Consider the following 20087-nt stretch of genomic DNA (forward strand, 5'->3'; position numbering starts at 1 on the left):
GAGAGACCATCGCGATGCCGTGTTCAGCAAGCGGAAGGCCAGGGGCGGCAAGAGGCCGCCCCTGCCGTTGACTCAGGTACGAACGATGTAGCAGGGCTCGTATGCCGTGCCGCCGGGCAGCTTCATGCGATGCTGCTCCACGAAGGCCTGCAACAGGTTGTCCAGCGCACGCATGATCTCGGCCTCGCCGTCGATCACGAACGGGCCGTACTGCTCGATGGCCCTGACGCCCTCCTCCTTCACGTTGCCCGCGACGATGCCGGAGAACGCGCGGCGCAGGTCGGCGGCAAGTTCGTGGCGCGGACGGCCACGATGCAGCGCCAGCGACGCCATCGCCTGATGGGTGGGACGGAACGGTTGCTGGAACGACAGCGGGATGTCGAGCGCCCAGTTGAAGAAGAACGCGTCCTTGTTGTCCAGGCGGTGATTGCGCACCTTGTCGATGCCGGAAACCATCGCATGGGCCACCGCGGCGGGATCGTCGATGATGATCTTGTAATGCCGCGCAATATCGTCGCCGAGCGCGAGACGCAGGAAGCGGTCGATCTGCTCGAAGTACCCAGCCGACTTCTGCGGACCGGTGAAGATCAGCGGGAACGGAATGTCCTTGTTCTGCGGCAACAGCAGGATGCCGAGCATGTACAGGATTTCTTCCGCGGTACCCACGCCGCCCGGGAACACGATGATGCCATGGCCGAGACGGACGAAGGCCTCGAGGCGCTTCTCGATGTCCGGCATGATCACGAGGTTGTTCACGATCGGATTCGGCGACTCGGCGGCGATGATGCCCGGTTCGGTCACGCCGATGTAGCGGTTGCCCTTGCGGCGCTGCTTGGCATGGGCGATGGTCGCGCCCTTCATCGGACCCTTCATCGCACCCGGGCCGCAGCCCGTGCAGATGTCCATGCCGCGCAGGCCAAGCTGGTAACCCACACGCTTGGTGTACTCGTACTCGTCGCGCGAGATGGAATGGCCGCCCCAGCACACGACGAGGTTCGGATCCACCTGCGGGCGCAGGATGCGCGAGTTGCGCAGGATCTCGAAGACGGCGTGGGTGATGCCCACGGTGTCGTCGAGGTCGAACGCGCCGGCTTCCAGCTGCGTGGATACATAGACGATGTCGCGCACCACGGCCACGAGCAGTTCGTTGATGCCGCGGATGATGCGGCCGTCGACGAAAGCCTGCTCGGGTGCGTTCTTCAGTTCGATCTTGATGCCGCGGTCTTCCTGCAGCACCTGGATGTCGAAGTCGGGATACTGCTCGAAGATCGTGCCCGGGTCGTCGGAAAGATTGCCGGAAGTCAGCACGGCCAGCGCGCAGCGGCGCAGCAACTGGTGCAGACCGGACCCGCTGGCGTCGCGCAGGCGCGCAACCTCGTTGCGGGAGAGGATGTCGAGGCCGCCGGCCGGCGAGACGCGTGCGCTGACGGTCTTGCCGCTGACCGGGTCCCCGAACTGGATGGCATTCATGGGTATTACGTCCTTCTGACCGCGAATTAGCGGCGAACCCCGCCCCGGGGTGGGAGCGGACCGCCTAGGATCACGCGAGTGGTCGGCAGGGGTCAAGCCTGACGGCCTCCAGGCGGCGCGCTCCCTGTGGGAGCCGGCTATGCCGGCGATCCCGCGGCAGCGGGCCAGCTTGCCCCGAGTACCCATCGCCGCTTACGCGGTTTCCCACAGAGACCGTTGTTCCCACACAAAGAAAAAGGCCGGCACCCTTTCGGGTGCCGGCCTGGGTCGCATAGCGAATCCTTCGCTTAGAACGTGTAGCGCACGGTCAGCATGGCCGACCAGCGGGAGACCGGGTTCACCTTGGTCGCGCTGTTGTCCGTCGGGGCGTCGTAGACGGCCTTCTGGCCCGGCTGGTAGTTGCCGTTGGCATCCGTCGGCAGGTTGTAGATGTAGTTGCCCTGCGCGTCCACGCCACCGAAGGCGGCGAGGTTACGCGTGTACGGGAAGCCGATGTACGACTGCTGGCCCCAGTCCTTGTTCACCAGGTTCAGGAAGTTGTAGACGTCGAGACGGATCTCGCCCTTGTTGCCCTTGAAGATGCCGGGCACTTCCTGGCTGATGCTCAGGTCGAGCTGGTTGACCCAGGCCGACTGCGCGCCGTTGCGACGAGCCACCTTGCCCTGGTTCTTGCGCAGGTAATCGTCGTGCTGGATGTAGTCGAAGAACTGGTTGACGAGCTGCTGGCTCGCGGGAGCACCCTTCGAGTTGTTGAAGACCGTGCCATCGGTGCGCGTCGGAATGTACGCCAGGTCCTTCGAGTAGCTGTCGCCGTTCGCGTCATTGCTGAAGATCCAGCTGTACGGCACGCCGTCGTGGCCGTCGTAGAACGCGCTGACCGTGGTGGCGTAGTCGCCGAAGAAGTTGTGCTGCCACGTGATCGACGCGTTCAGACGGCGCGCGATGTTGGTGTTGGCCGTGGAAGCCACATCTTCGTTCGGGTTGTACCAGGCGCTGTTCGAGTAGTTCGAGGTGGCCTGGCTCGAGGTGCCCGGGTTCACTTCGGTCGAGTGCCCGCCGGTGGCGGCGACGCTCCACGACCAGCCATTCTCCATCGGCTTGGTGAACGACAGGGTCACCGTGTCCGCACCGCCCTTGCTGGTGTTGGTCAGGTAGGTCACGCCCTGGGCAAAGCGACCGTCCTGGCGATAGCGGGCGTTCGCACCACCGGTGTTGGAACCGGTGAGGTTGCCCGCGCAGTTGGCGCCCGTCGCACCGCCCAGCGGCGTCGAACCGCCGATGCAGCCGGCGTAGGTGTAGCGGCCGTCCGGCATGAGCCCCGTCGGCGCGCCGATGTTGAGGTTCTGGTACAGGATGCCGTCCTGCACGTCGAGGTGCTGCCACTCGATGCTGGCGACGATGCCCTGCCACGGCAGCTCACGATCGAAGGCCAGCGAGGATTTCCATACGCTCGGCAGATTGAAGTTCTTGTCGACGGTGTCGACGGCCATCTGCGGAACCGTACCTGCGCCGCTCGTTGGCTGAGCATGCGGATTCGGGCTGAAGGGCGGGCACGGCAGAGTTTGCTTGCCCAACTTGCACGTAACACCATCAGGCTGACGATCGTACGAATAGGTGACGATGTTGATACCGTTGTTCTGGTACGGGTTCGTCATCCACACCGTCGGCGGATCGGACTGGAACAGGCCCACGCCGCCGCGCAGCTGGGTCTTGTACTCGCTGTCGAAGGTGTAGTTGAACGACAGGCGCGGCTCGACCAGCTTGGTGCCGTTGATCGTGTTCGCGTTGCTGAAGCCGAAGCGCTGCTCGAACGTGGCGTTGTACAGCGGTTTGTCGTCGGTCAGGTACTTGTTGACGCGGAAGCCGTACTGCACCGAGAGGTTATCGGTCGGCTGCCAGGTGTCCTGCAGGAAGAAGGTGTGGCGACGCAGTTCCCACTGGGCAGCGATGTCGTTGAGCGAGTAGCCAGGCGCCGGCTGGTACAGCGAGTAGTTGCTGTACAGGCCAAGCGGGAAGTTCACGACACCATTGTTGCCGAAGGTGTACGCGCCGAATTCCGTGCGGCCGAACAGGTTGTAGATACGATTGCGCTCCCACTCGAAGCCACCCTTGATGGTGTGCTCGTCGAGGTACAGCGTACCTGCCCACATCGCGTTCAGGGTCTTCACCGACGCGGAGTTGTAGTGGCTGAACTGGTCTTCGCCGAGGTTGACCGTCGGACCCGTGGCGCTCGTGCCGAAATTGGTGTTGTTGATGCGCACGCCGATCTGCGGCTGCTGGTACGGCACCGAACGGTTCAGCTGGTAATCGCTGTAGCCGATCTTGGTTTCCGACGAGAAATTGTCGGTCCAGTCGTCGAACGACTGCAGCGTGTAGTTCTTGATGTCGGTGTTAACGGTGTACCAGTAGCTCGACAGGCCGACGGCGTCGGTGAAGTTACCCTGCGGGTTGGGCTTCACTTCCTTGGTACGCGAGTACGCAAGGTTCATGCGGTGGCCGTCGGTGATGTTCCAGTCGAGCTTTGCGATGTAGCGCTTGTCGGTCAGCGTGCCGGCGTTCGCACCGAGCGAACCCGGCTGCAGGCCGAGGCCGCGAGCACCGGCGATGATGCTGTCCAGGTCGCCCTGCGAGATCTTGCCGGTGGTGGAGCTGGCCAGCGACGGGTCGAGGCCGTTGACGGCGCCCGAACTCAGGCCGGTGACTTCTTCCTTCTCGTAACCGGCGAAGAAGAACAGCTTGTCCTTGATGATCGGGCCGCCGACGGTGGCACCGGCCGTCCAGTTACGGTCGAATTCGCGATACTCGCGATCGTGGTCCAGCCAGCCGGCGTCGCCGACCATGCTGCTGGCGTTCTTGAAGCCGTAGTAGACCGAACCGTGGAACTCGTTGGTACCCGACTTGGTGACCGCGTTGATCTCGGCGCCGACGGTGTCGGAGGCGACATCGTAGTTGGCGGTCGAAATGTTGAACGAGTCGATCGTGTCGAGCGACACCGGGGAGCCGACGGTCGGCATGCCGGTGGAGTTCAGGCCGAACGGGTCGCCCACGCCAAGGCCGTCGACCTTGATGTTGTTGAGGCGGGTGTTCTGGCCGTTGGCCGAGATGGCGCCCGTGCCGTGGTCGACGTTCACGCGCGGATCGCGGCGTGCAATGTCGGCGATGTTGCGGCTCGGCGAGGGAGCTGCTTTGAGCTCGCGCTGCGAGATGTTAGTGCCGAGGCCCTTGTTCTCCGAGGTGAACTGACCCGAGACGGCCGAGACGGTGACGCCGCCCAGGGCGGTGGCATCGGCGGCGCTGGCGGCGGTCGCGGTGAGGTTCACCGCCGTGTCGCTGCCGAGCTGCAGGTAAACGTTGTCCTGGCGCACCGACGGCATGCCGTCCTTGGTGGCGGTGACGTCGAACGGACCGCCCACACGCAGGCCCTGGGCCGAGTAGCGGCCGTTCGCGTCGGTGGTCGTCGTCTTCGAAGTGCCCGAGGGCTCATGGACGATGACCACGGTGGCATTGGCGACCGGCTGGCCACCGGCGTCGACCACGCGACCGCTGATGGTGGAGGACGTTTCCTGCGCGAAGGCAGGGGCCGCGAGCAGCGATGCGATCGCAAGCGGCAGAAGTTTGGCGCGGACTCGGCTATTCATTAATGGTCGACCCTGTGGCTTGCAACGAAAAATTTTTCGGCCAAACGAACAGCTGCCGGCCCCTGGCCGGATCGCGCGCTTTCGTTTGGAAACCCCAATCTCTGGCTGTGTCGTCTCGGTATGCCCGGCCCCCTTCGGGACACGGTGGCGACAGTTGTTAAGCCAACTTTAACGGCATTGTATGACAATTTTGTAACGTTTTCACGCAGATTCGATAAATACCACTTTTTCCTGCTCCAGCCATCTTGCGAGCCAAGTGGTTGTCAGGGCGTGACTTTTTTCGACGTATGCGGCTCTAGGGTGGCTCTTTGTAAGAGCCACCCTACCGTCAGCAGCCATAAGGGACTGCCATCTTTCCCGCGAAGGGAAGCGATCTCCGCAGTAACGGACTCAGGCCTTGCCGAGGTAGCGCGAGCGCTTGGCAGGCTTGAGGGACGCAAGATCCAGCATCACCAGACCGTCGACGCAGCCTGCGAAGTCCGGGTCCTCGCCGAAGGCGAGGAATTGCACGCCCTCCGGTTCCACGAGGTCCACGTATTGGCGGTAGAGCACCGGCAGGGTCACGCCGAGGGCATCCAGGCGATGCTTGAGCTTCCCGAGGCCCGCGGCCGCGTCCAGGCCTTCCAGTTCGCGACGTACGGATTCGAGGGTCGCCTCCGGGATCACGAACGGCAGGCGGGCGGCGGCCAGCCCCGGCGCGCCGAAGAAGTGCTGATGCGCCGCGGCGATCCATTCGCGCGCCTCTCGCGGCATGCTCACCGACATGCTGACCGGGCCGAACAGGTAACGCAGGTCGCGGTGGCGCTGCAGGTAAAGGCCGATGCCCTGCCACAGCTGGTCGAGGGCGCGCGAGCGCCAGTACGCCGGAGCGATGAAGCTGCGCCCGAGCTCGAGGCCCTGGGCCAGGCGGGACTCCAGCGCCGGCGAGTAGTCGAACAGGCTGGAGGTGTATAGCGAACGCATGCCGTGCTCGGCGATCAGACGGCCGCCGTGGCCGAACCGGTACGCACCGACGATGCGCAGCGCCTTCGCGTCCCACAGCACGAGGTGCTCGTAGAGCGGATCGTAGGCGTCGAGGTCGCGGCGCTTGCCGGTGCCCTCGCCCACCCGGCGGAAGGTGAGCTCGCGCAGGCGGCCGATCTCGCGCATGGCGTAGCTGTCGGTAGCCCCCTGCATGAGCAGGATCTTCTTACCGTCCGGCAGCTCGGCCAGGAGTTCGGCCTTGTCCAGTTCCGCGACGACGCGTTCGACGGGTTCGGGGTGCGCCAGCGGCGTCTGGCCGCCGAAGACCAGGCCGCGCTGGCGCGCCACGCGATAGACGTGCCGGCGCATCAGCTTCGCGGCCTGCTCGGACGAGCCGCCGCTGGCCTGCTTCAGCTCTTCGGCGTCCACGAGCTTGCCGATGCGGAAACCCACGCGCTGGCGGCCCGAGGTGGCCTCGCGCGGAAGCATCGCCGTGCTCAGCGGTTTCGCCAGCATCGACAGCCCGTAGAAGGCCACCGAGTTGCGCGCGGCGATGTGCACCGGGAGGACCGGCACGCCCGCGCGCATGGCGATGCGCGCGAACCCGTCGTTCCACTTGCCGTCACGCACGCCGCTCGGACGCACGCGCGACACTTCGCCGGCGGGGAACATGATGAGGACTTCGCCCGCTTCGATCGAGCGGAAGATGGCGCGCATCCTTGACGTGGCGCCCTTGCCGAACACGTCCACCGGGAGCAGCAGCGAGCCGAGCTGCGGCACGGCGGCGAGCACGTCGTTGCCGAGGATACGGACGTCGCGGCGCACCGAGCCGATCAACTGCACCAGCGCAATCGCGTCCACCATGCCCAGGGGATGGTTGGCGACGACGATCAGCGGTCCCTCGACAGGAATGTTCTCGCGCTCGCGCTCGGTGACGCGGCAGCTGACGCCAAGGTTGTCGAGCGTCTTTTCGCAGAACTCGAAACCTCGCGCCGGACCGGCCAGGGCCAGCGTGCGGTTGAAGCGATCTTCCTGGGCGAGGCTTTCCAATACACCGACGATAGGCTTGCGGAGGCGCGGATGCTGTGCCAGCCACGGCACGCGTTCCAGCAGGGTCTGATCGATGCTCAGCATGGCTTGGGCTCCCTTAGACGTCCACATGCTCGCGGGCAATTATGACAGTAACCCTACCGCCACGTATGTTCTTGCGGCAATGTGCCGAATGTCGATCAGACGGCGATATGCAGGTATGCGGAAAGGCCGCTCAGAAACATCTGCACGGACAGGGCGATGAGCAACATGCCCATCAGGCGCTCCATGGCCGTCAACACGCTTTCGCCCAACCAGCGGAACAGGAAGGTGGAACTGAGCAGGATCACCGCGGTGGTGAGCCAGGCGAGGAACAGGGCAATACCCCACTCCGCCGTGCGTCCGGGTTGGGAATTGGTCAACAGCAACAGCGCGGCCATGGCCGAAGGACCGGCCACGCCGGGAATGGCCATGGGCACGATGAACGGCTCGCCCTCGCCCGGCTTGCCGAACACGCCGCCTTCCACCGGTGGAAAGACCATGCGGATGCCGATGAGGAACAGCACGATGCCGCCGGCGATGCTCACCGATTCCTGGCGCAGCTGCAGCAGCTTGAGGATGTACTGTCCGCCGAGCAGGAAGGCCACGAGCACGGCCAGGGCGATCAGCAGTTCGCGGATCATCACCTTGCGCCGGCGCTGCGGCGGAACGTCCTTGAGCAGGGCGAGGAACAGCGGAATGTTCCCCAGCGGATCCATGATCAGGAACAGCAGGATGCCCGCTGACAGGGTGGTCATCTGCGTTTCCATGGGTACAGCTCCTTAGTCGCGGATATCGAGCACGGTGCCCCGCGCATCCGCGCCGGCACCGGAAAGCAGGTAGACGACGGCTTCGGCCGAGGCCGTGGGCAGCGGTTTCTCCAGCGTGTTCTCGCCGTAGTACGCCGCGCGGCGCAACGCCGTGCGCATCGGCGGCGGCAGCAACGCGTGCACGCGCAGCGCCCCGCGGCCGTTCTCGGCGTGCAGTACCGCGGCCATGCGTTCCACCGCGGCCTTGGACACGCCGTAGCCGCCCCAGTGCGCGCGCGAGACGAGCTCCGGGTCGTCTAGCACGAACACCACCGCGCTATCCGCGGCCTTGGCCAGCAGGGGCATGCAGGCCTGGGTGAGCGCGAACGGCGCGGACACGTTCACCTGCATCGCACGCAACCAGTCGTCCGGCTTGTGCATCGCCATGGGCGTGAGCTCGTTGAAGTGCGCGGCCGCGTGCACGATGCCGTCCAGGCGGCCGAACTCCTTTTCGATACCTTCGGCGAGTGCCGCGTAGTCGTTCGGCGTGGCGCTTTCCAGGTCCAGCGGATGGATCACCGGCTCGCCGCCGCCGAGTCCCACCAGCTCGTCGTAGCACTTTTCCAGCGCGCGCACCTTGCGGCCGGTGATGACCACCGTGGCACCGGCACGCGTGGCAGCCTTCGCGGTTTCGCCGCCCAGGCCGCCGGTCGCACCGGTCACGATGACCACCCGTCCGGCGAGGGCACCGGACGCGGGAACCCACCCTTGCGGCAGTCGCGCGGACGGCAAGCCGCTCAAGACGCCGCTCCGGCGACATCCGCCGCCATGCGTTTCAGCTCGCCCGCGGCGTGCAGGTCTTCGACGATGTCGCAGCCGCCGATGAATTCGCCGAGGAGGAACAGCTGCGGGAACGTGGGCCAGTTCGAGTAATGCGGCAGCCCCGCGCGGATACGCGGATCGGCCAGCACGTTCACGGAATGGAACGTCGCGCCGGCGGCCTGGAGGGCTTTCACCGCGCGATCGGAGAAGCCACAGGTGGGGTATTCCGGCGTGCCTTTCATGAAAAGCACGATCGGATGGGCCCCCACGATGGCCTTGATCTCGTCTACGACGTCCATAGCTCGGTTTTCATTAGAATGCGAGTAGTTGCATAGTGTAGCAGTCCCATCCCCCAGCCACCGCTAAGGAGTCCCGCAATGGCGATCGAACTTCCCCCGCTCCCGTACGAAAAGAATGCCCTGGAGCCGCACATCTCCGCCGAGACGCTGGAGTTCCACTACGGCAAGCACCACCAGGCCTACGTCACGAACCTCAATAACCTGATCAAGGGTACGGAATTCGAGGGCAAGGAGCTGGAAGAGATCGTCAAGAGCTCCTCGGGCGGCATCTTCAACAATGCCGCGCAGACCTGGAACCACACGTTCTACTGGAACTCCATGCGCCCTGCCTCCCAGGCTTCGGAGCCCACCGGCGCGCTCAAGGATGCGATCGACAAGGCGTTCGGCTCGGTCGACAAGTTCAAGGAAGAGTTCAACAAGCAGGCCATCGGCAACTTCGGCTCGGGCTGGACCTGGCTGGTGCAGCGCCCGGACGGCTCGCTGGCCATCGTGAACACCTCCAACGCGGCCACCCCGATCACCGGCAGCGACAAGCCGCTGTTCACCGCCGACGTGTGGGAGCACGCCTACTACATCGACTACCGCAACGCGCGTCCGAAGTACCTGGAGAACTTCTGGGGCGTCGTCAACTGGGACTTCGCGGCGAAGAACTTCGCCTGAGCCCAGGATCAGCAGATGAAAGGCCGGGTCCCACGACCCGGCCTTTTTGTAGGAGCGCGCCTTGCGCGCGACATCTTTCGCGCCTGTCCACAAGCTCGCGCGCCAGCTCCAGGTCACGGCCTCAAAACATGTCGCGCGCAAGGCGCGCTCCTACATTCCGTTGTCAGCCCAGGGCTTCGATCGCCGGGGCTACCTGTGCTTCGCGGCCCAGCCCGGCCCCTGCTTCCACCAGCTTCGTCCTCAGGCTGCCGGCATCGCTGGCACAGATCGTGGCGTGGCCGACCTTGCGGCCAGGGCGGACCTCCTTGCCGTAGTCGTGCCAGTGGCCGTCGGCGATCGACAGCACCGGCCTTGGATCGGGCATCTCGCCGATCCAGTTGAGCATAGCGCTCGCACCGCGGACGCCAGTGTCGCCCAGCGGCAGGCCGAGCACCGCGCGGATGTGATTCTCGAACTGGCTGGTATGCGCGCCTTCGATAGTCCAGTGCCCCGAGTTGTGCACGCGCGGCGCCATCTCGTTGCCCAGCAGTTCGCCACCGCGGACGAAGAGCTCCAGCGCGAACACACCGACATAATCGAGCCGTTCCGCGATCGCCTTCGCCTGTTCGATCGCGGCCTGCGCCAGCTCGTCGGAGGTGCCGGGCGCCGGGGCGAGACTCAGCGACAGCACCCCGTCGACATGCCAGTTGCGGGTGAGCGGCCAGGTCCGGAATTCCCCGTCGCGGCCGCGCACCGCCACTACCGACAGTTCGCGGTCGAAGGGAACGAAGGCCTCGAGGATCAGCCCGTGCTTCGCCGCGGCCTCGCCGAGCGCCGCCCACGCCGCGTCGATGTCTGCCGGCGACCTCAGGCGGAACTGGCCCTTGCCGTCGTAGCCGAAGCGACGCGTCTTCAGGATTGCCGGCAGGCCGATGCGCCCGACGGCGGCAACCAGGTCGTCGCGGGTGTCCACCGCGGCGAATTCCGGCGTGTCCAGGCCCGCCTCACGAAACAGGGTCTTTTCGGCCAGCCGGTCCTGGGCCACGGCCAGCGCCCGCGGATTGGGATGGACCGGCAGCTTGCCGGCCAGGCGCTCGGCCGCGGCGGCCGGCACGTTCTCGAAATCGAAGGTGACCGCATCCACCTGCCCGGCGAAGTCCGCCAGGGCGGCCTCGTCGCTCCAGTCGGCGACCACGAGGCCGGTGACCTGGCCTGCGCAGGCCTCGGGCGAAGGATCGACGGCGAGGGTACGGATACCCAGCGGCGCGGCGGCCAGGGCCAGCATGCGGGCCAGCTGGCCGCCGCCGAGGATGCCTACGGTGGGAAGCTTGCGGCTCACGAGCGGGGATCCGGGTCGTTCAGGACGGTGCGGGTCTGCTCGGCACGGAAGGCGTCGAGGGCCGACGCCACGGCGGCGTCATGGAGAGCCAGCACCGACGCGGCCAGGAGCGCGGCATTGACCGCACCGGCACGGCCGATGGCCAGGGTGCCCACGGGGATACCGGCCGGCATCTGCGCGATGGAAAGCAGGGAATCCATGCCATTCAGGGCCTTGGACTGCACGGGCACGCCGAACACCGGCAGCGGCGTCTTTGCGGCGAGCATGCCCGGCAGGTGCGCGGCACCGCCGGCCCCGGCGACGATGATCTGGATGCCGCGGTCGCGGGCCGTGGCGGCATAGTCGAAAAGGAGATCGGGGGTCCGGTGTGCGGAGACCACGCGCACCTCGTGCACGATGCCCAGGCGGGTCAGCGTGGCGGAGGCGTGCTCCATCGTTTCCCAGTCCGAACGCGAGCCCATCACCACGCCGATACGTGGCCTGTCCGCTTCGTTACCGCCGTTGGAAGTCATGGCCGGAGCACCCAAAAGTCGCTATTGTAAAGGCATTCCTTTCATCAAGGTGGCCCCTCCGGCGGCCCTATCCATGGACAAGCGTCTTCTCGACATTCTTTGCTGCCCGGTCAGCAAACGCCCCCTCCGCCCGCTTTCGGCGGCGGAGCGCGACCAGCTCAACAACGCCATCCGCGCCGGATCGGTCGACACGGTGGCCGGTGAGAAGGTCGCCGAAACGGTCTCCGAAGGTCTGATCACCACCGACGGCAAGCTGATTTACCGGGTCGAGGACGGCATCCCCGTGATGCTCCCCGAGGCTGGTATCGGTACCGTCCAATTGACGGGCTTTACTCCGGAAACGGGTCGCGCCCAGAATCCGTGATGCAAGTCACGCTATAAGGCATTCGTTCCAGCACAATGGCGCCTCGGGCGGGGGCCAGTACACATCCAGGATGCGCGATGAACAACGCGAGCGAGCCGTCCAACGTCGTAGACCTGAGCCAGCGCCTCGATCCGCGCAGCGAGCGCGTGGGCGCGCTGCTGGTGACGGTGCGCGGCCTGGCTACGAAGCGGCTGCACGCGCTGGCTTCGAACATGTTCGAGAACATCGACGACGCCCTCTTCGACCTGGCCGAGAAAGCCGAGAACAACGCGGCCCAGACCCAGTTCTTCGACGGCATGCGCGAAGTGCGCAAGAAGCGCGCGATCGTCGAACGCACGTTCCTGGGCCAGGTCGCGCGTGACCTGGCCGATTTTTCCGCGGGCCGCACGCGCGCCCCGGACGCCGACGCGCAGGCGCGTCCTCTCGCCAATATCGAACTCAGCCTCGTCGGCGAGAACGAGCTGGAAGAATCGCTCGCCATCACCAGCATGATCGGCAAGAACGAGCAGCGCCTCGCGCGCGCCCTGTTCGCCGTGAACCAGCGCCTGTCGGTGATCTGCGGCGGGGCCAAGATGGACGACGCCAGCAATCCCGTCGGCCCCGCCTCGCTCGCCGGTGCGTTCCGCCAGGCGATGCGCGAGCTGATGGTCGAGGTCCGGGTCAAGCTGATCATCTACAAGCTGTTCGACCGCTACGTGCTCGCCGGCATCGACGAGCTCTACGACGACATCAACAACGAACTGGCCGCCGCCGGCGTGCTGCCGCAGCTGCGCCATGAGATTCCCACGCGGCGCAGCGACGCGCCCGCGCCGATCGGGCCGGTGTCGCCGGCCACCCCGCAGGCCCAGGTCGCCGCTCCGGTGACGGATGCCGCTGCCGCGGAGTTCATGCAGTCGCTGCATGCGCTGTTCTCGGCGCGGCGGGGCGAGACGGCGACCGTCGGTGGCGGCATGCCGCTGGCCACGGGCCCGTTGCCCAGCCCCACCGAATTGCTCGGTGCGCTGACCCTGCTGCAGAGCCAGATCGCAGTGCTGCCGAGCAACGCCGCGCCGCTGGCCACCCAGGCCGACGTCACCCGCGACGTCGCCCAGCTCAAGGAACAGCTGCTCGCCCAGATCGGCCAGCTGCGCGGCCAGCAGACGGCGCATGTCTCCGGCATGGACGAGGACACCATCGACCTGGTGGGCATGCTCTTCGAGTTCATCCTCGAGGATCACAACCTGCCGGCCGAGATGCAGGTGATGCTCGCCCGCCTGCAGATTCCGTATCTCAAGGTCGCGCTGCTCGATCGCCGCGTGTTCGCGCACAAGTCGCATCCGGCGCGCCAGCTGCTGGACGCCCTGGCCGACGCCGCCAAGGGCTGGTCGGCCGAAGCCGATCGCGACGGGCGGCTGTTCGAGAAAGTGAAGTCGATCGTGGAGCGCCTGCTGCACGACTTCGATGACGACATGGGCATCTTCACCAGGCTCGTCGCCGAACTGCAGGATTTCCTGGACGTCAGCCGCAAGCGTGCGGAACTGGCCGAGCAGCGCGTGGCCGAATCCGCCCGTGGCCGCGAGAAGCTCGAACAGGCCCGCCGCCGCGCCGCGCAGGAGATCGTCAGCCGCATCGGCGGCGCATCGCTGCCGCCGCTCGTCTATGGCGTGCTCACCCGCGCCTGGGCCAACTACATTGTGCTCACCCTTCTCCGCCAGGGTGAGGAATCGCACGAGTTCCGCGACTCGCTGCGCTTCATCGACGACTTCATCGCCAGCGCGCGACCGGTGCATGACCTCAACGGCCGCCGCGACCTGCGCGCCATGCTGCCCGGCATCGAGCGCGGCCTCCGCCGCGGCCTCGCCGCCGTGGCCTTCCAGGAAGCCGATACCGAACAGCTCCTCGGCCAGTTGCACGCGTTCTATCGTCAGCAGCTGGGCGAAGCGGCGCCCGAGACGGCTTCGGGCACGATCGTCGCCAGCGTGATGCCGCTTCCCGAAGCGATCCAGGCCATCGAGGAACCGGCCGCCGCGCCGGAGCCGGACGACGAGGTGGACTCGCTCCTCGACGAAGCCTTCGACGAGCGCAACCTTGCGCAGGCCCGCGAGCTGAAGGTGGGCCAGTGGCTCGAATTCATCGGCGCCGACGGCACCACCGATCGCGCGAAGCTGTCGTGGATCAGCCCGATCAGCGGCCGCTACCTGTTCGTGAACCGCCGCGGCCTCAAGGTCGCCGACCACAGTCTGGCCGGCCTTGCCCAGGCCTTCGCCAACGGAACGGCACGCCTGCTCGATTCCACCCTGCTGTTCGACCGCGCGATGGACGCCATCGTGGAAAAGCTTCGCCAGCCGGAAGGCTAGCCAACCGTCCGGCGTAGGAGCGCGCCCTTCGCGCGACAGCCTTTCGCGCCGGTATCCAACTTCACGCGCGAGCTTCAAGGCACGGCCTCAAAACATGTCGCGCGCAGGCGCGCTCCTACGCTAAGGTAGCGGCATCCTCAACCGATGTTGCTCCCGATGAGCCCACCCGATCCGCGTCACCTTGCCGATGCCCTGCCGCCGGCCGGCGAGATCCTTGCCGATGTGGAGCGCGCTTTCGCCGAGGACCTCGGCCCGGGTGATGCGACGGCCGATCTGCTCGATCCGGAGGCCACCGCCACCGCGGTACTCACCTGTCGCGAAGATGCCGTGATCTGTGGTTCACCCTGGTTCGATGCCTGCTTTCGCAAGCTCGATCCGGACGTGCGCATCGAATGGCTCGTGCGTGACGGCGACCGTGTCGCCCCCGGCACGCCGATCTGCCGTCTCGCCGGCAAGGCGCGCGCCCTGGTGACTGCCGAGCGCTCGGCATTGAACTTCCTCCAGTTGCTTTCGGCGACGGCGACCGTCACCGCGCGCTACGCCGACGCCCTCGCGGGCACGCGCACGCGCGTGCTGGACACACGCAAGACCATTCCCGGCCTGCGTCGCGCACAGAAGTACGCCGTGCGTTGCGGCGGCGGCAGCAATCACCGCATCGGCCTGTTCGACGCGATGATGCTCAAGGAGAACCACATCATCGCCGCGGGTGGCATTCCCGCCGCCGTGCGCGCAGCGCGGGCGATCCACCCGGACCTGCCCCTCATCGTCGAGGTGGAAACGCTGGACGAACTGGCGGAAGTGATTGCTGCGGGCGCCGACCGTGCGCTGCTCGACAACTTCACCCCGGGGATGCTGGTGGAGGCCGTGGCTTTCACGGCGGGACGCATTCCGCTGGAGGTCTCCGGCAATGTCGAGATCGACACGATCCGCGCCATCGCCGGGACCGGGGTGGATTTCGTTTCCAGCGGCGCTTTGACCAAGCACGTCCGGGCCATCGACCTGTCCCTGCGCCTGGACCTGTAGGAGCGCGCCCTGCGCGCGACAGCTTTTCGCGACAGAGCAGCAGGCCCTGCAGCTCACGGCCTCAAAGGCGTCGCGCGCAGGCGCGCTCCTACATCCGCGCGCGAAGCACGCGCAAGCGCGATCCGCATTGCATCGGGGGCTTGTGGGGAGGGCTGCGCGGCCACACACTTCTCGCATGTCCTCCCTCACCGATCTCATCGGACTGCTCGTCCTCGCCGCTGGCGTTGCCACCTGGTATCGCCTGACCCGTGCACGGGAGATCGCCGTGCGCGCCGCCGTGGCGCTGTGCAAGCGCCATGGACTCCAGCTGCTCGACCAGAGCGTCGGTCTCCGCGCCATCCGCTGGCAGGGCGTGGATGGGGTGCGTCGGCTCGAACGCTGCTACGGCTTCGAAGTGAGCGAGGATGGCCAGTCGCGGCAGGCCGCGCGGCTATGGATGGCGGGAAACGACATCGCCAGCTTCTCGTTGCCGCTTTCGGGGGCGCCGGAACTGGAAACCGTCGTGGCGACCGACGCCTACGCACACACGACCAACGTGGTATCGCTGGCAGACCGCCGCCGCCTGCACTGAGCAGCGCCCCGTAGGAGCGCGAGGAGCGCGCGACGCCTTTGAGGCCATGAGCTACAGGTCCCGAGGCTCTTGCCTTGTGCTCGATGCCTCATGGCATGAACCAGGACCTGAGCTCCACACTCCTGCCCTCGACGCCCTTCCAGGCGCTACCTCTTCAGGGCTCGTGGCCATGCCCTGAGCCTGACGCCCCGAAGCGCTGCTCAGGTTCACAGATCCTGCCGCTCTTCGCGAAAAGCTGTCGCGCGCGCTGCGCGCTCCTACACCGGGCTGCGCGCTCCTACTTCACTACGCGGAGGTGGGGAGCGCCGCGTTTCGGGCGGTCGTCGTCGCCGCCGCCGGTGGGCTGGTCCTGTTCGCTCGCTTCGTCGGAGGCTTCGGCGGTATTCGCGGCCGCGGCCTCGTTCTCGTCGGCCGGGAACATCATGCCCTGGCCGTTCTCCTGGGCATACAGCGCCAGCACGGCCTGCACCGGAATCACGATGGACTGGCTGACACCGGAAAAACGCGCCTGGAAGGCGATCCGGTCGTTGCCGAGGTCCAGGTTGGCCACGGCGCGCATGGCGAGGTTCAGCACGACCTGGCCGTTCTTCACCACGTGGGCCGGCACGCGGACACCCGGTTGGGTGGCGTCCACCAGCACGTAGGGCGTGAGGCCGTTATCGCTGATCCAGTCGTAGATGGCCCGGAGCAGGTAGGGCCGATTGGAGGTCATGCCCGCGCCTTCGTTCGTATCCATGGGTAATCCTCGGGCAACGCCAGAGGAGAGTTTAAGGGATAGGAACGCCCGGGAGCTAACCGGGAGCGAAATTGAAATCCGGGCGCATATCGCGCTCTTCCGGCGTCAGGCTGCGGGCGAAGCCCTGGCTGTGGAACAGGCGTTCCCCATAATCGACGATGGGCTTGCCATCCTTGCCCAGGTCCACGCCCAGGTGCGGCAGGCGCCAGACCACGGGGGCGACCAGGCAGTCGATCAGGCTCATCTCAGGGTTCAGGAAAAACCGCGAGGCCCTGAACAGGGGCACCGACAGTAGCAGGTGTTCGCGCAGGCGCTTGCGCGCCATGTCGGCGGCCTTGCCGCCCTCCCCGATGGCTTCGATCTCGGGCAGCCAGTCGTTCTCGATCCGCCAGGTGGCCAGGCGTAGCCGGGCCCGGGACAGCGGGTCGATCGGCATCAGGGGCGGGTGCGGGTAGCGCTCGTCGAGGTATTCGACGACCACGGCCGGGTCGTAGAGGGTCAGGTCGCGGTCGACCAGGGTCGGGAGCGTGCCGTACGGGTTGAGTTCGAGCAGGTCTGGGGTCGGCTGGTCGGCCTTGAGGATGATCCGGTCGTAGGCAACGCCCTTGGCGGCCAGTACCAGGCGCGTGCGATGGCAGTGGATGTCATCGGCGCTGGTGTAAAGCGTCAGTGCCGAGCGCGAGCGTGCGTTCTGGACCATGCTTACGATCTCCCTCCCTGCTGCCTCAACGATGGCGGGACGGCGCCGGGCCGCCCCGCCGGGACGTCAGTCAGTGACTCTCGTGAACGTCCTTCCAATACTCATGTTTCAGAAGGTACAGGAGGAAGGTCAAGCCGGCCAGAAACAGGATGACCCAGACGCCGATCGACTGGCGTTCGAGGGCGGCAGGCTCGGCGGCGTACTCGAGGAAGGTGGTCAGGTCGCGGGTGGCGCCGCGGAACTGCTCGGGGGTCATCCGGCCCGGGGTAGAGATCTGGAGCTTCTCCACCACGGCTTCCTGGCCGGGGGCCGCCTCGCCGTGCACGGCCGTCTGCAGGCCCTGGAGTTCCCACAGCGGGTTGGGCATGGAGGCGTTCGGGAACACCGTGTTGTTCCAGCCCACCGGACGGGTCGGGTCGAGGTAGAACGAGTTCAAGTAATTGAAGATGAAGTCCACGCCCTTGGCGCGGGCCTCGAGCGACAGGTCCGGCGGATCCTTGCCGAACCAGGTCTTGGCGCCTTCCGCCGGCATGTGCGAGATGACCGGCTCGCCGAACTTGGCGCCCGTGAAGTTGAAGTTCGTCATCACCTCTTCCTCGGACAGGCCGAGGTCGGTGGCGAGGCGCGAATAGCGCACGTACTTCAGCGAGTGGCAGCCGACGCAGTAGTTGAAGAACAGCTTGGCGCCGCGCTGCAGGGAGGCCTGGTCGCGGATGTCCGTGCCGGCGGGAGCCAGCCCCTCGCCCTCGGACGCGAGGGCCGGGATGGTGGCGACGGCAAGGCCCAGCGCCAGGGCGATGGAGGAGATAGTGCGCTTAATCATGCATCGTCACCCGTTCCGGAACCGGCTTGGTCTTCTCGAAGCCAAAGCGCGTGTAGACCCACACGAATACGAAGAAACCGAAATAGCCCAGCACCATGAGGCGGCCGAAGGCGTTTTCCCAGGTCGTGACGTCTGCGCCGGGGAACCATTCCGGAATGACCTCGGCGGTGACGCCGGCGCCCACCAGGCCCAGGGCCAGGAAGCTGACGACCAGCACGCCCAGGGCGATGCGGAAACCGAATCCGCGATAGCGCACCGAGCGCACTTCGCCCTTGTCGATCCAGGGCAGCAGCGCCAGCAGCAGGATCGCGCCGAACATGCCGATCACGCCCCAGATCGCCGTGCCGAAGAAGGACGGAATCATGCGCAGGATCGCGTAGAACGGGGTGAAGTACCACGACGGCTTGATGTGGCTCGGCGTGACGAGGTTGTTCGCCGGCGTGAAGTTGTCGTGCTCCAGGAACCAGCCGCCGAAGGTCGGGGCGAAGAAGATGATGAAGGCGGCGATGGTGAGGAAGAAGCCGACGCCCACCAGGTCCTTCACCGTGTAGTACGGATGGAACGGGATGGTGTCGACGGGCTTCTCCGGATTCCACCGGTTGCCCTTCGGACCGTGCTTCACGTCCACGCCATCCGGGTTGTTCGAGCCCACCTCGTGCAGCGCGGCAAGGTGGAGCACCACGAGGAGCAGAAGGACCAGCGGCAGCGCGATCACGTGCAGCGCGAAGAAGCGGTTGAGCGTGGCATCGGCCGGCAGGAAGTCGCCCATGATCCACTCCACCAGCGAGCCGCCGATGTAGGGGATGGTGCCGAACAGCGAGATGATCACCTTGGCGCCCCAGAACGACATGTTGCCCCACGGCAGCACGTAGCCCATGAAGGCCTCGGCCATCAGCACCAGGAAGATCAGCATGCCGAGGATCCAGACCAGCTCGCGCGGACGCTTGAACGAGCCGTACATGATGCCGCGGAACATGTGCAGGAACACCACCACGAAGAACAGCGACGCGCCGGTGGAGTGCATGTAGCGGATCAGCCAGCCCCATTCCACGTCGCGCATGATGTACTCGACGGAGTTGAACGCTTCCAGCGCACTCGTCTTGTAGTTCATGGTGAGGAAGATGCCGGTCACGATCTGGTTGACCAGGACCAGGAGCGCCAGCGAGCCGAAGTAGTACCAGAGGTTGAAGTTCTTCGGCGCGAAGTACTCCGTCATGTGCTTCCGGTACGTCGGCGCCAGGTTGGGCGCGCGCTCGTTGACCCAGTCGCCGACGCGGGTAAAGACGTTAGCCATCAGCCTGCCTCCTTCGGATCGACACCAATCTGGATGTGCGTGTCGTCCACGAAGTGGTACGGCGGCACCGGCAGGTTCTTCGGCGCGGGCACGCCGCTGAAGACGCGGCCGGAAAGGTCGTAGCGTGACTTATGGCAGGGGCAGTAGAAGCCGCCCTTCCAGTTCGCGTCGAACGGCTCCGGCTTGATGTCGGGCACGAAGTCCGGCACGCAGCCCAGGTGGGTGCACAGGCCGATGACGACCAGCCATTCGGGCTTGATGGAGCGGGTTTCGTTGGTCGCGTACTTCGGCTGCTGGCCCGCGTCGGACGACGACGGGTCGAGCAACCGGGGTTCGAGGCCCTTCAGCTGCGCCAGCTGGTCCTTCGTGCGGTTGACGACGAACACAGGGAGGCTGCGCCAGGCGAAAGTAACCTTCTGGCCGGCCTCGATGGCACTGATATCGACCGTGACAGGCGCCCCCGCTGCCTTTGCCCTTGCGCTCGGTTCCCACGACTTGATGAAGGGCACGACCGCCGCGACCACTCCCGCCCCGCCGACAACTGCTGTCGTTACGGTTAGGAAGCGACGGCGCCCGTGATCGACGACTTCGTTCGCCATCAGGCTCTCCGGAACTTATGCCATTGAGAATGCGGACCCCATCGCCGGCTCTTTTCGGAAATCGGCTTCCGCAAATCGCGTCAGTGTAACGTCAGCACCAGCCACGTACAATCAACTGAACGCCACCTTGTGCCTCGTGAGG

18 protein-coding genes are annotated in these 20087 nt (G+C 66.0%); 5 read left to right on the plus strand and 13 right to left on the minus strand.

What is annotated here, in order from left to right:
* Window positions 1–72 precede the first annotated feature (72 nt).
* The 6 genes from ppnN to grxD all read right to left on the minus strand — a co-directional run bounded on the left by ppnN (window position 73) and on the right by grxD (window position 9009).
* A complete protein-coding gene (gene ppnN / locus ACR9ZH_RS07470; RefSeq protein WP_481290122.1) occupies window positions 73–1470 on the minus strand; it encodes a nucleotide 5'-monophosphate nucleosidase PpnN in 1398 nt (465 codons plus the stop codon).
* Window positions 1471–1757: 287 nt separating this feature from the next.
* A complete protein-coding gene (locus tag ACR9ZH_RS07475; protein ID WP_481290123.1) occupies window positions 1758–5108 on the minus strand; it encodes a TonB-dependent receptor in 3351 nt (1116 codons plus the stop codon).
* A 390-nt stretch (window positions 5109–5498) separates the two neighbouring features.
* Window positions 5499–7205, minus strand: a complete 1707-nt coding sequence (olsF, locus tag ACR9ZH_RS07480; RefSeq protein ID WP_481290124.1) for a bifunctional ornithine lipid synthase OlsF — start codon at window positions 7203–7205, stop codon at window positions 5499–5501.
* Window positions 7206–7300: 95 nt separating this feature from the next.
* Window positions 7301–7909: a YhgN family NAAT transporter gene (locus tag ACR9ZH_RS07485; protein WP_481290125.1), complete on the minus strand. Its 609-nt coding sequence runs from the start codon at window positions 7907–7909 to the stop codon at window positions 7301–7303.
* A 12-nt stretch (window positions 7910–7921) separates the two neighbouring features.
* Complete coding sequence (locus ACR9ZH_RS07490; RefSeq protein ID WP_481290126.1) at window positions 7922–8689, minus strand: SDR family NAD(P)-dependent oxidoreductase; 768 nt, start codon at window positions 8687–8689, stop codon at window positions 7922–7924.
* The gene (gene grxD, locus ACR9ZH_RS07495) at window positions 8686–9009 is read right to left on the minus strand and encodes a Grx4 family monothiol glutaredoxin (RefSeq protein WP_481290127.1); all 324 of its coding nucleotides are present in this window, start codon (window positions 9007–9009) and stop codon (window positions 8686–8688) included. Before grxD ends, ACR9ZH_RS07490 begins: the two co-directional genes overlap by 4 nt.
* A 78-nt stretch (window positions 9010–9087) precedes the next feature.
* On the opposite strand from grxD, the gene ACR9ZH_RS07500 reads away from it, so the two are divergent.
* A complete protein-coding gene (locus ACR9ZH_RS07500; protein WP_481290128.1) occupies window positions 9088–9669 on the plus strand; it encodes a Fe-Mn family superoxide dismutase in 582 nt (193 codons plus the stop codon).
* A 163-nt stretch (window positions 9670–9832) separates the two neighbouring features.
* Here the strand turns inward: ACR9ZH_RS07500 and ACR9ZH_RS07505 are convergent, their stop codons facing one another.
* Window positions 9833–10933, minus strand: a complete 1101-nt coding sequence (locus ACR9ZH_RS07505; protein ID WP_481290163.1) for a 5-(carboxyamino)imidazole ribonucleotide synthase — start codon at window positions 10931–10933, stop codon at window positions 9833–9835.
* A 50-nt stretch (window positions 10934–10983) separates the two neighbouring features.
* Window positions 10984–11499, minus strand: coding sequence for a 5-(carboxyamino)imidazole ribonucleotide mutase (purE, locus tag ACR9ZH_RS07510; protein ID WP_481290129.1), 516 nt, complete (start codon window positions 11497–11499; stop codon window positions 10984–10986).
* A gap of 73 nt (window positions 11500–11572) precedes the next feature.
* Between purE and ACR9ZH_RS07515 the strand changes: the two genes are divergently transcribed.
* The 4 genes from ACR9ZH_RS07515 to ACR9ZH_RS07530 all read left to right on the plus strand — a co-directional run bounded on the left by ACR9ZH_RS07515 (window position 11573) and on the right by ACR9ZH_RS07530 (window position 15793).
* A complete protein-coding gene (locus ACR9ZH_RS07515; RefSeq protein ID WP_481290130.1) occupies window positions 11573–11863 on the plus strand; it encodes a Trm112 family protein in 291 nt (96 codons plus the stop codon).
* Window positions 11864–11940: 77 nt separating this feature from the next.
* A complete protein-coding gene (locus tag ACR9ZH_RS07520) occupies window positions 11941–14199 on the plus strand; it encodes a DUF1631 domain-containing protein (RefSeq protein ID WP_481290131.1) in 2259 nt (752 codons plus the stop codon).
* Window positions 14200–14355: 156 nt separating this feature from the next.
* Entirely contained in the window at window positions 14356–15222 is an 867-nt protein-coding gene (gene nadC / locus ACR9ZH_RS07525; RefSeq protein ID WP_481290132.1) for a carboxylating nicotinate-nucleotide diphosphorylase, read from the plus strand.
* A gap of 175 nt (window positions 15223–15397) precedes the next feature.
* Window positions 15398–15793 (plus strand): DUF3301 domain-containing protein, encoded by a 396-nt coding sequence (locus tag ACR9ZH_RS07530; protein WP_481290133.1) that lies wholly within the window; start codon window positions 15398–15400, stop codon window positions 15791–15793.
* 277 nt (window positions 15794–16070) lie between these two features.
* Here the strand turns inward: ACR9ZH_RS07530 and ACR9ZH_RS07535 are convergent, their stop codons facing one another.
* The 5 genes from ACR9ZH_RS07535 to petA all read right to left on the minus strand — a co-directional run bounded on the left by ACR9ZH_RS07535 (window position 16071) and on the right by petA (window position 19945).
* Window positions 16071–16505 (minus strand): ClpXP protease specificity-enhancing factor, encoded by a 435-nt coding sequence (locus ACR9ZH_RS07535; protein ID WP_481290164.1) that lies wholly within the window; start codon window positions 16503–16505, stop codon window positions 16071–16073.
* 79 nt (window positions 16506–16584) lie between these two features.
* Window positions 16585–17229: a glutathione S-transferase N-terminal domain-containing protein gene (locus ACR9ZH_RS07540; RefSeq protein ID WP_481290134.1), complete on the minus strand. Its 645-nt coding sequence runs from the start codon at window positions 17227–17229 to the stop codon at window positions 16585–16587.
* Window positions 17230–17299: 70 nt separating this feature from the next.
* On the minus strand, window positions 17300–18052 hold the full coding sequence (locus tag ACR9ZH_RS07545) for a cytochrome c1 (RefSeq protein ID WP_481290135.1): 753 nt from the start codon (window positions 18050–18052) through the stop codon (window positions 17300–17302).
* Entirely contained in the window at window positions 18045–19346 is a 1302-nt protein-coding gene (locus ACR9ZH_RS07550) for a cytochrome b (RefSeq protein ID WP_481290136.1), read from the minus strand. The genes ACR9ZH_RS07545 and ACR9ZH_RS07550 overlap by 8 nt, the downstream gene beginning before the upstream one ends.
* Complete coding sequence (petA, locus tag ACR9ZH_RS07555; protein WP_481290137.1) at window positions 19346–19945, minus strand: ubiquinol-cytochrome c reductase iron-sulfur subunit; 600 nt, start codon at window positions 19943–19945, stop codon at window positions 19346–19348. The genes ACR9ZH_RS07550 and petA overlap by 1 nt, the downstream gene beginning before the upstream one ends.
* Window positions 19946–20087 lie beyond the last annotated feature (142 nt).

This window comes from Luteibacter sp. SVR4-7G, assembly GCF_056755555.1.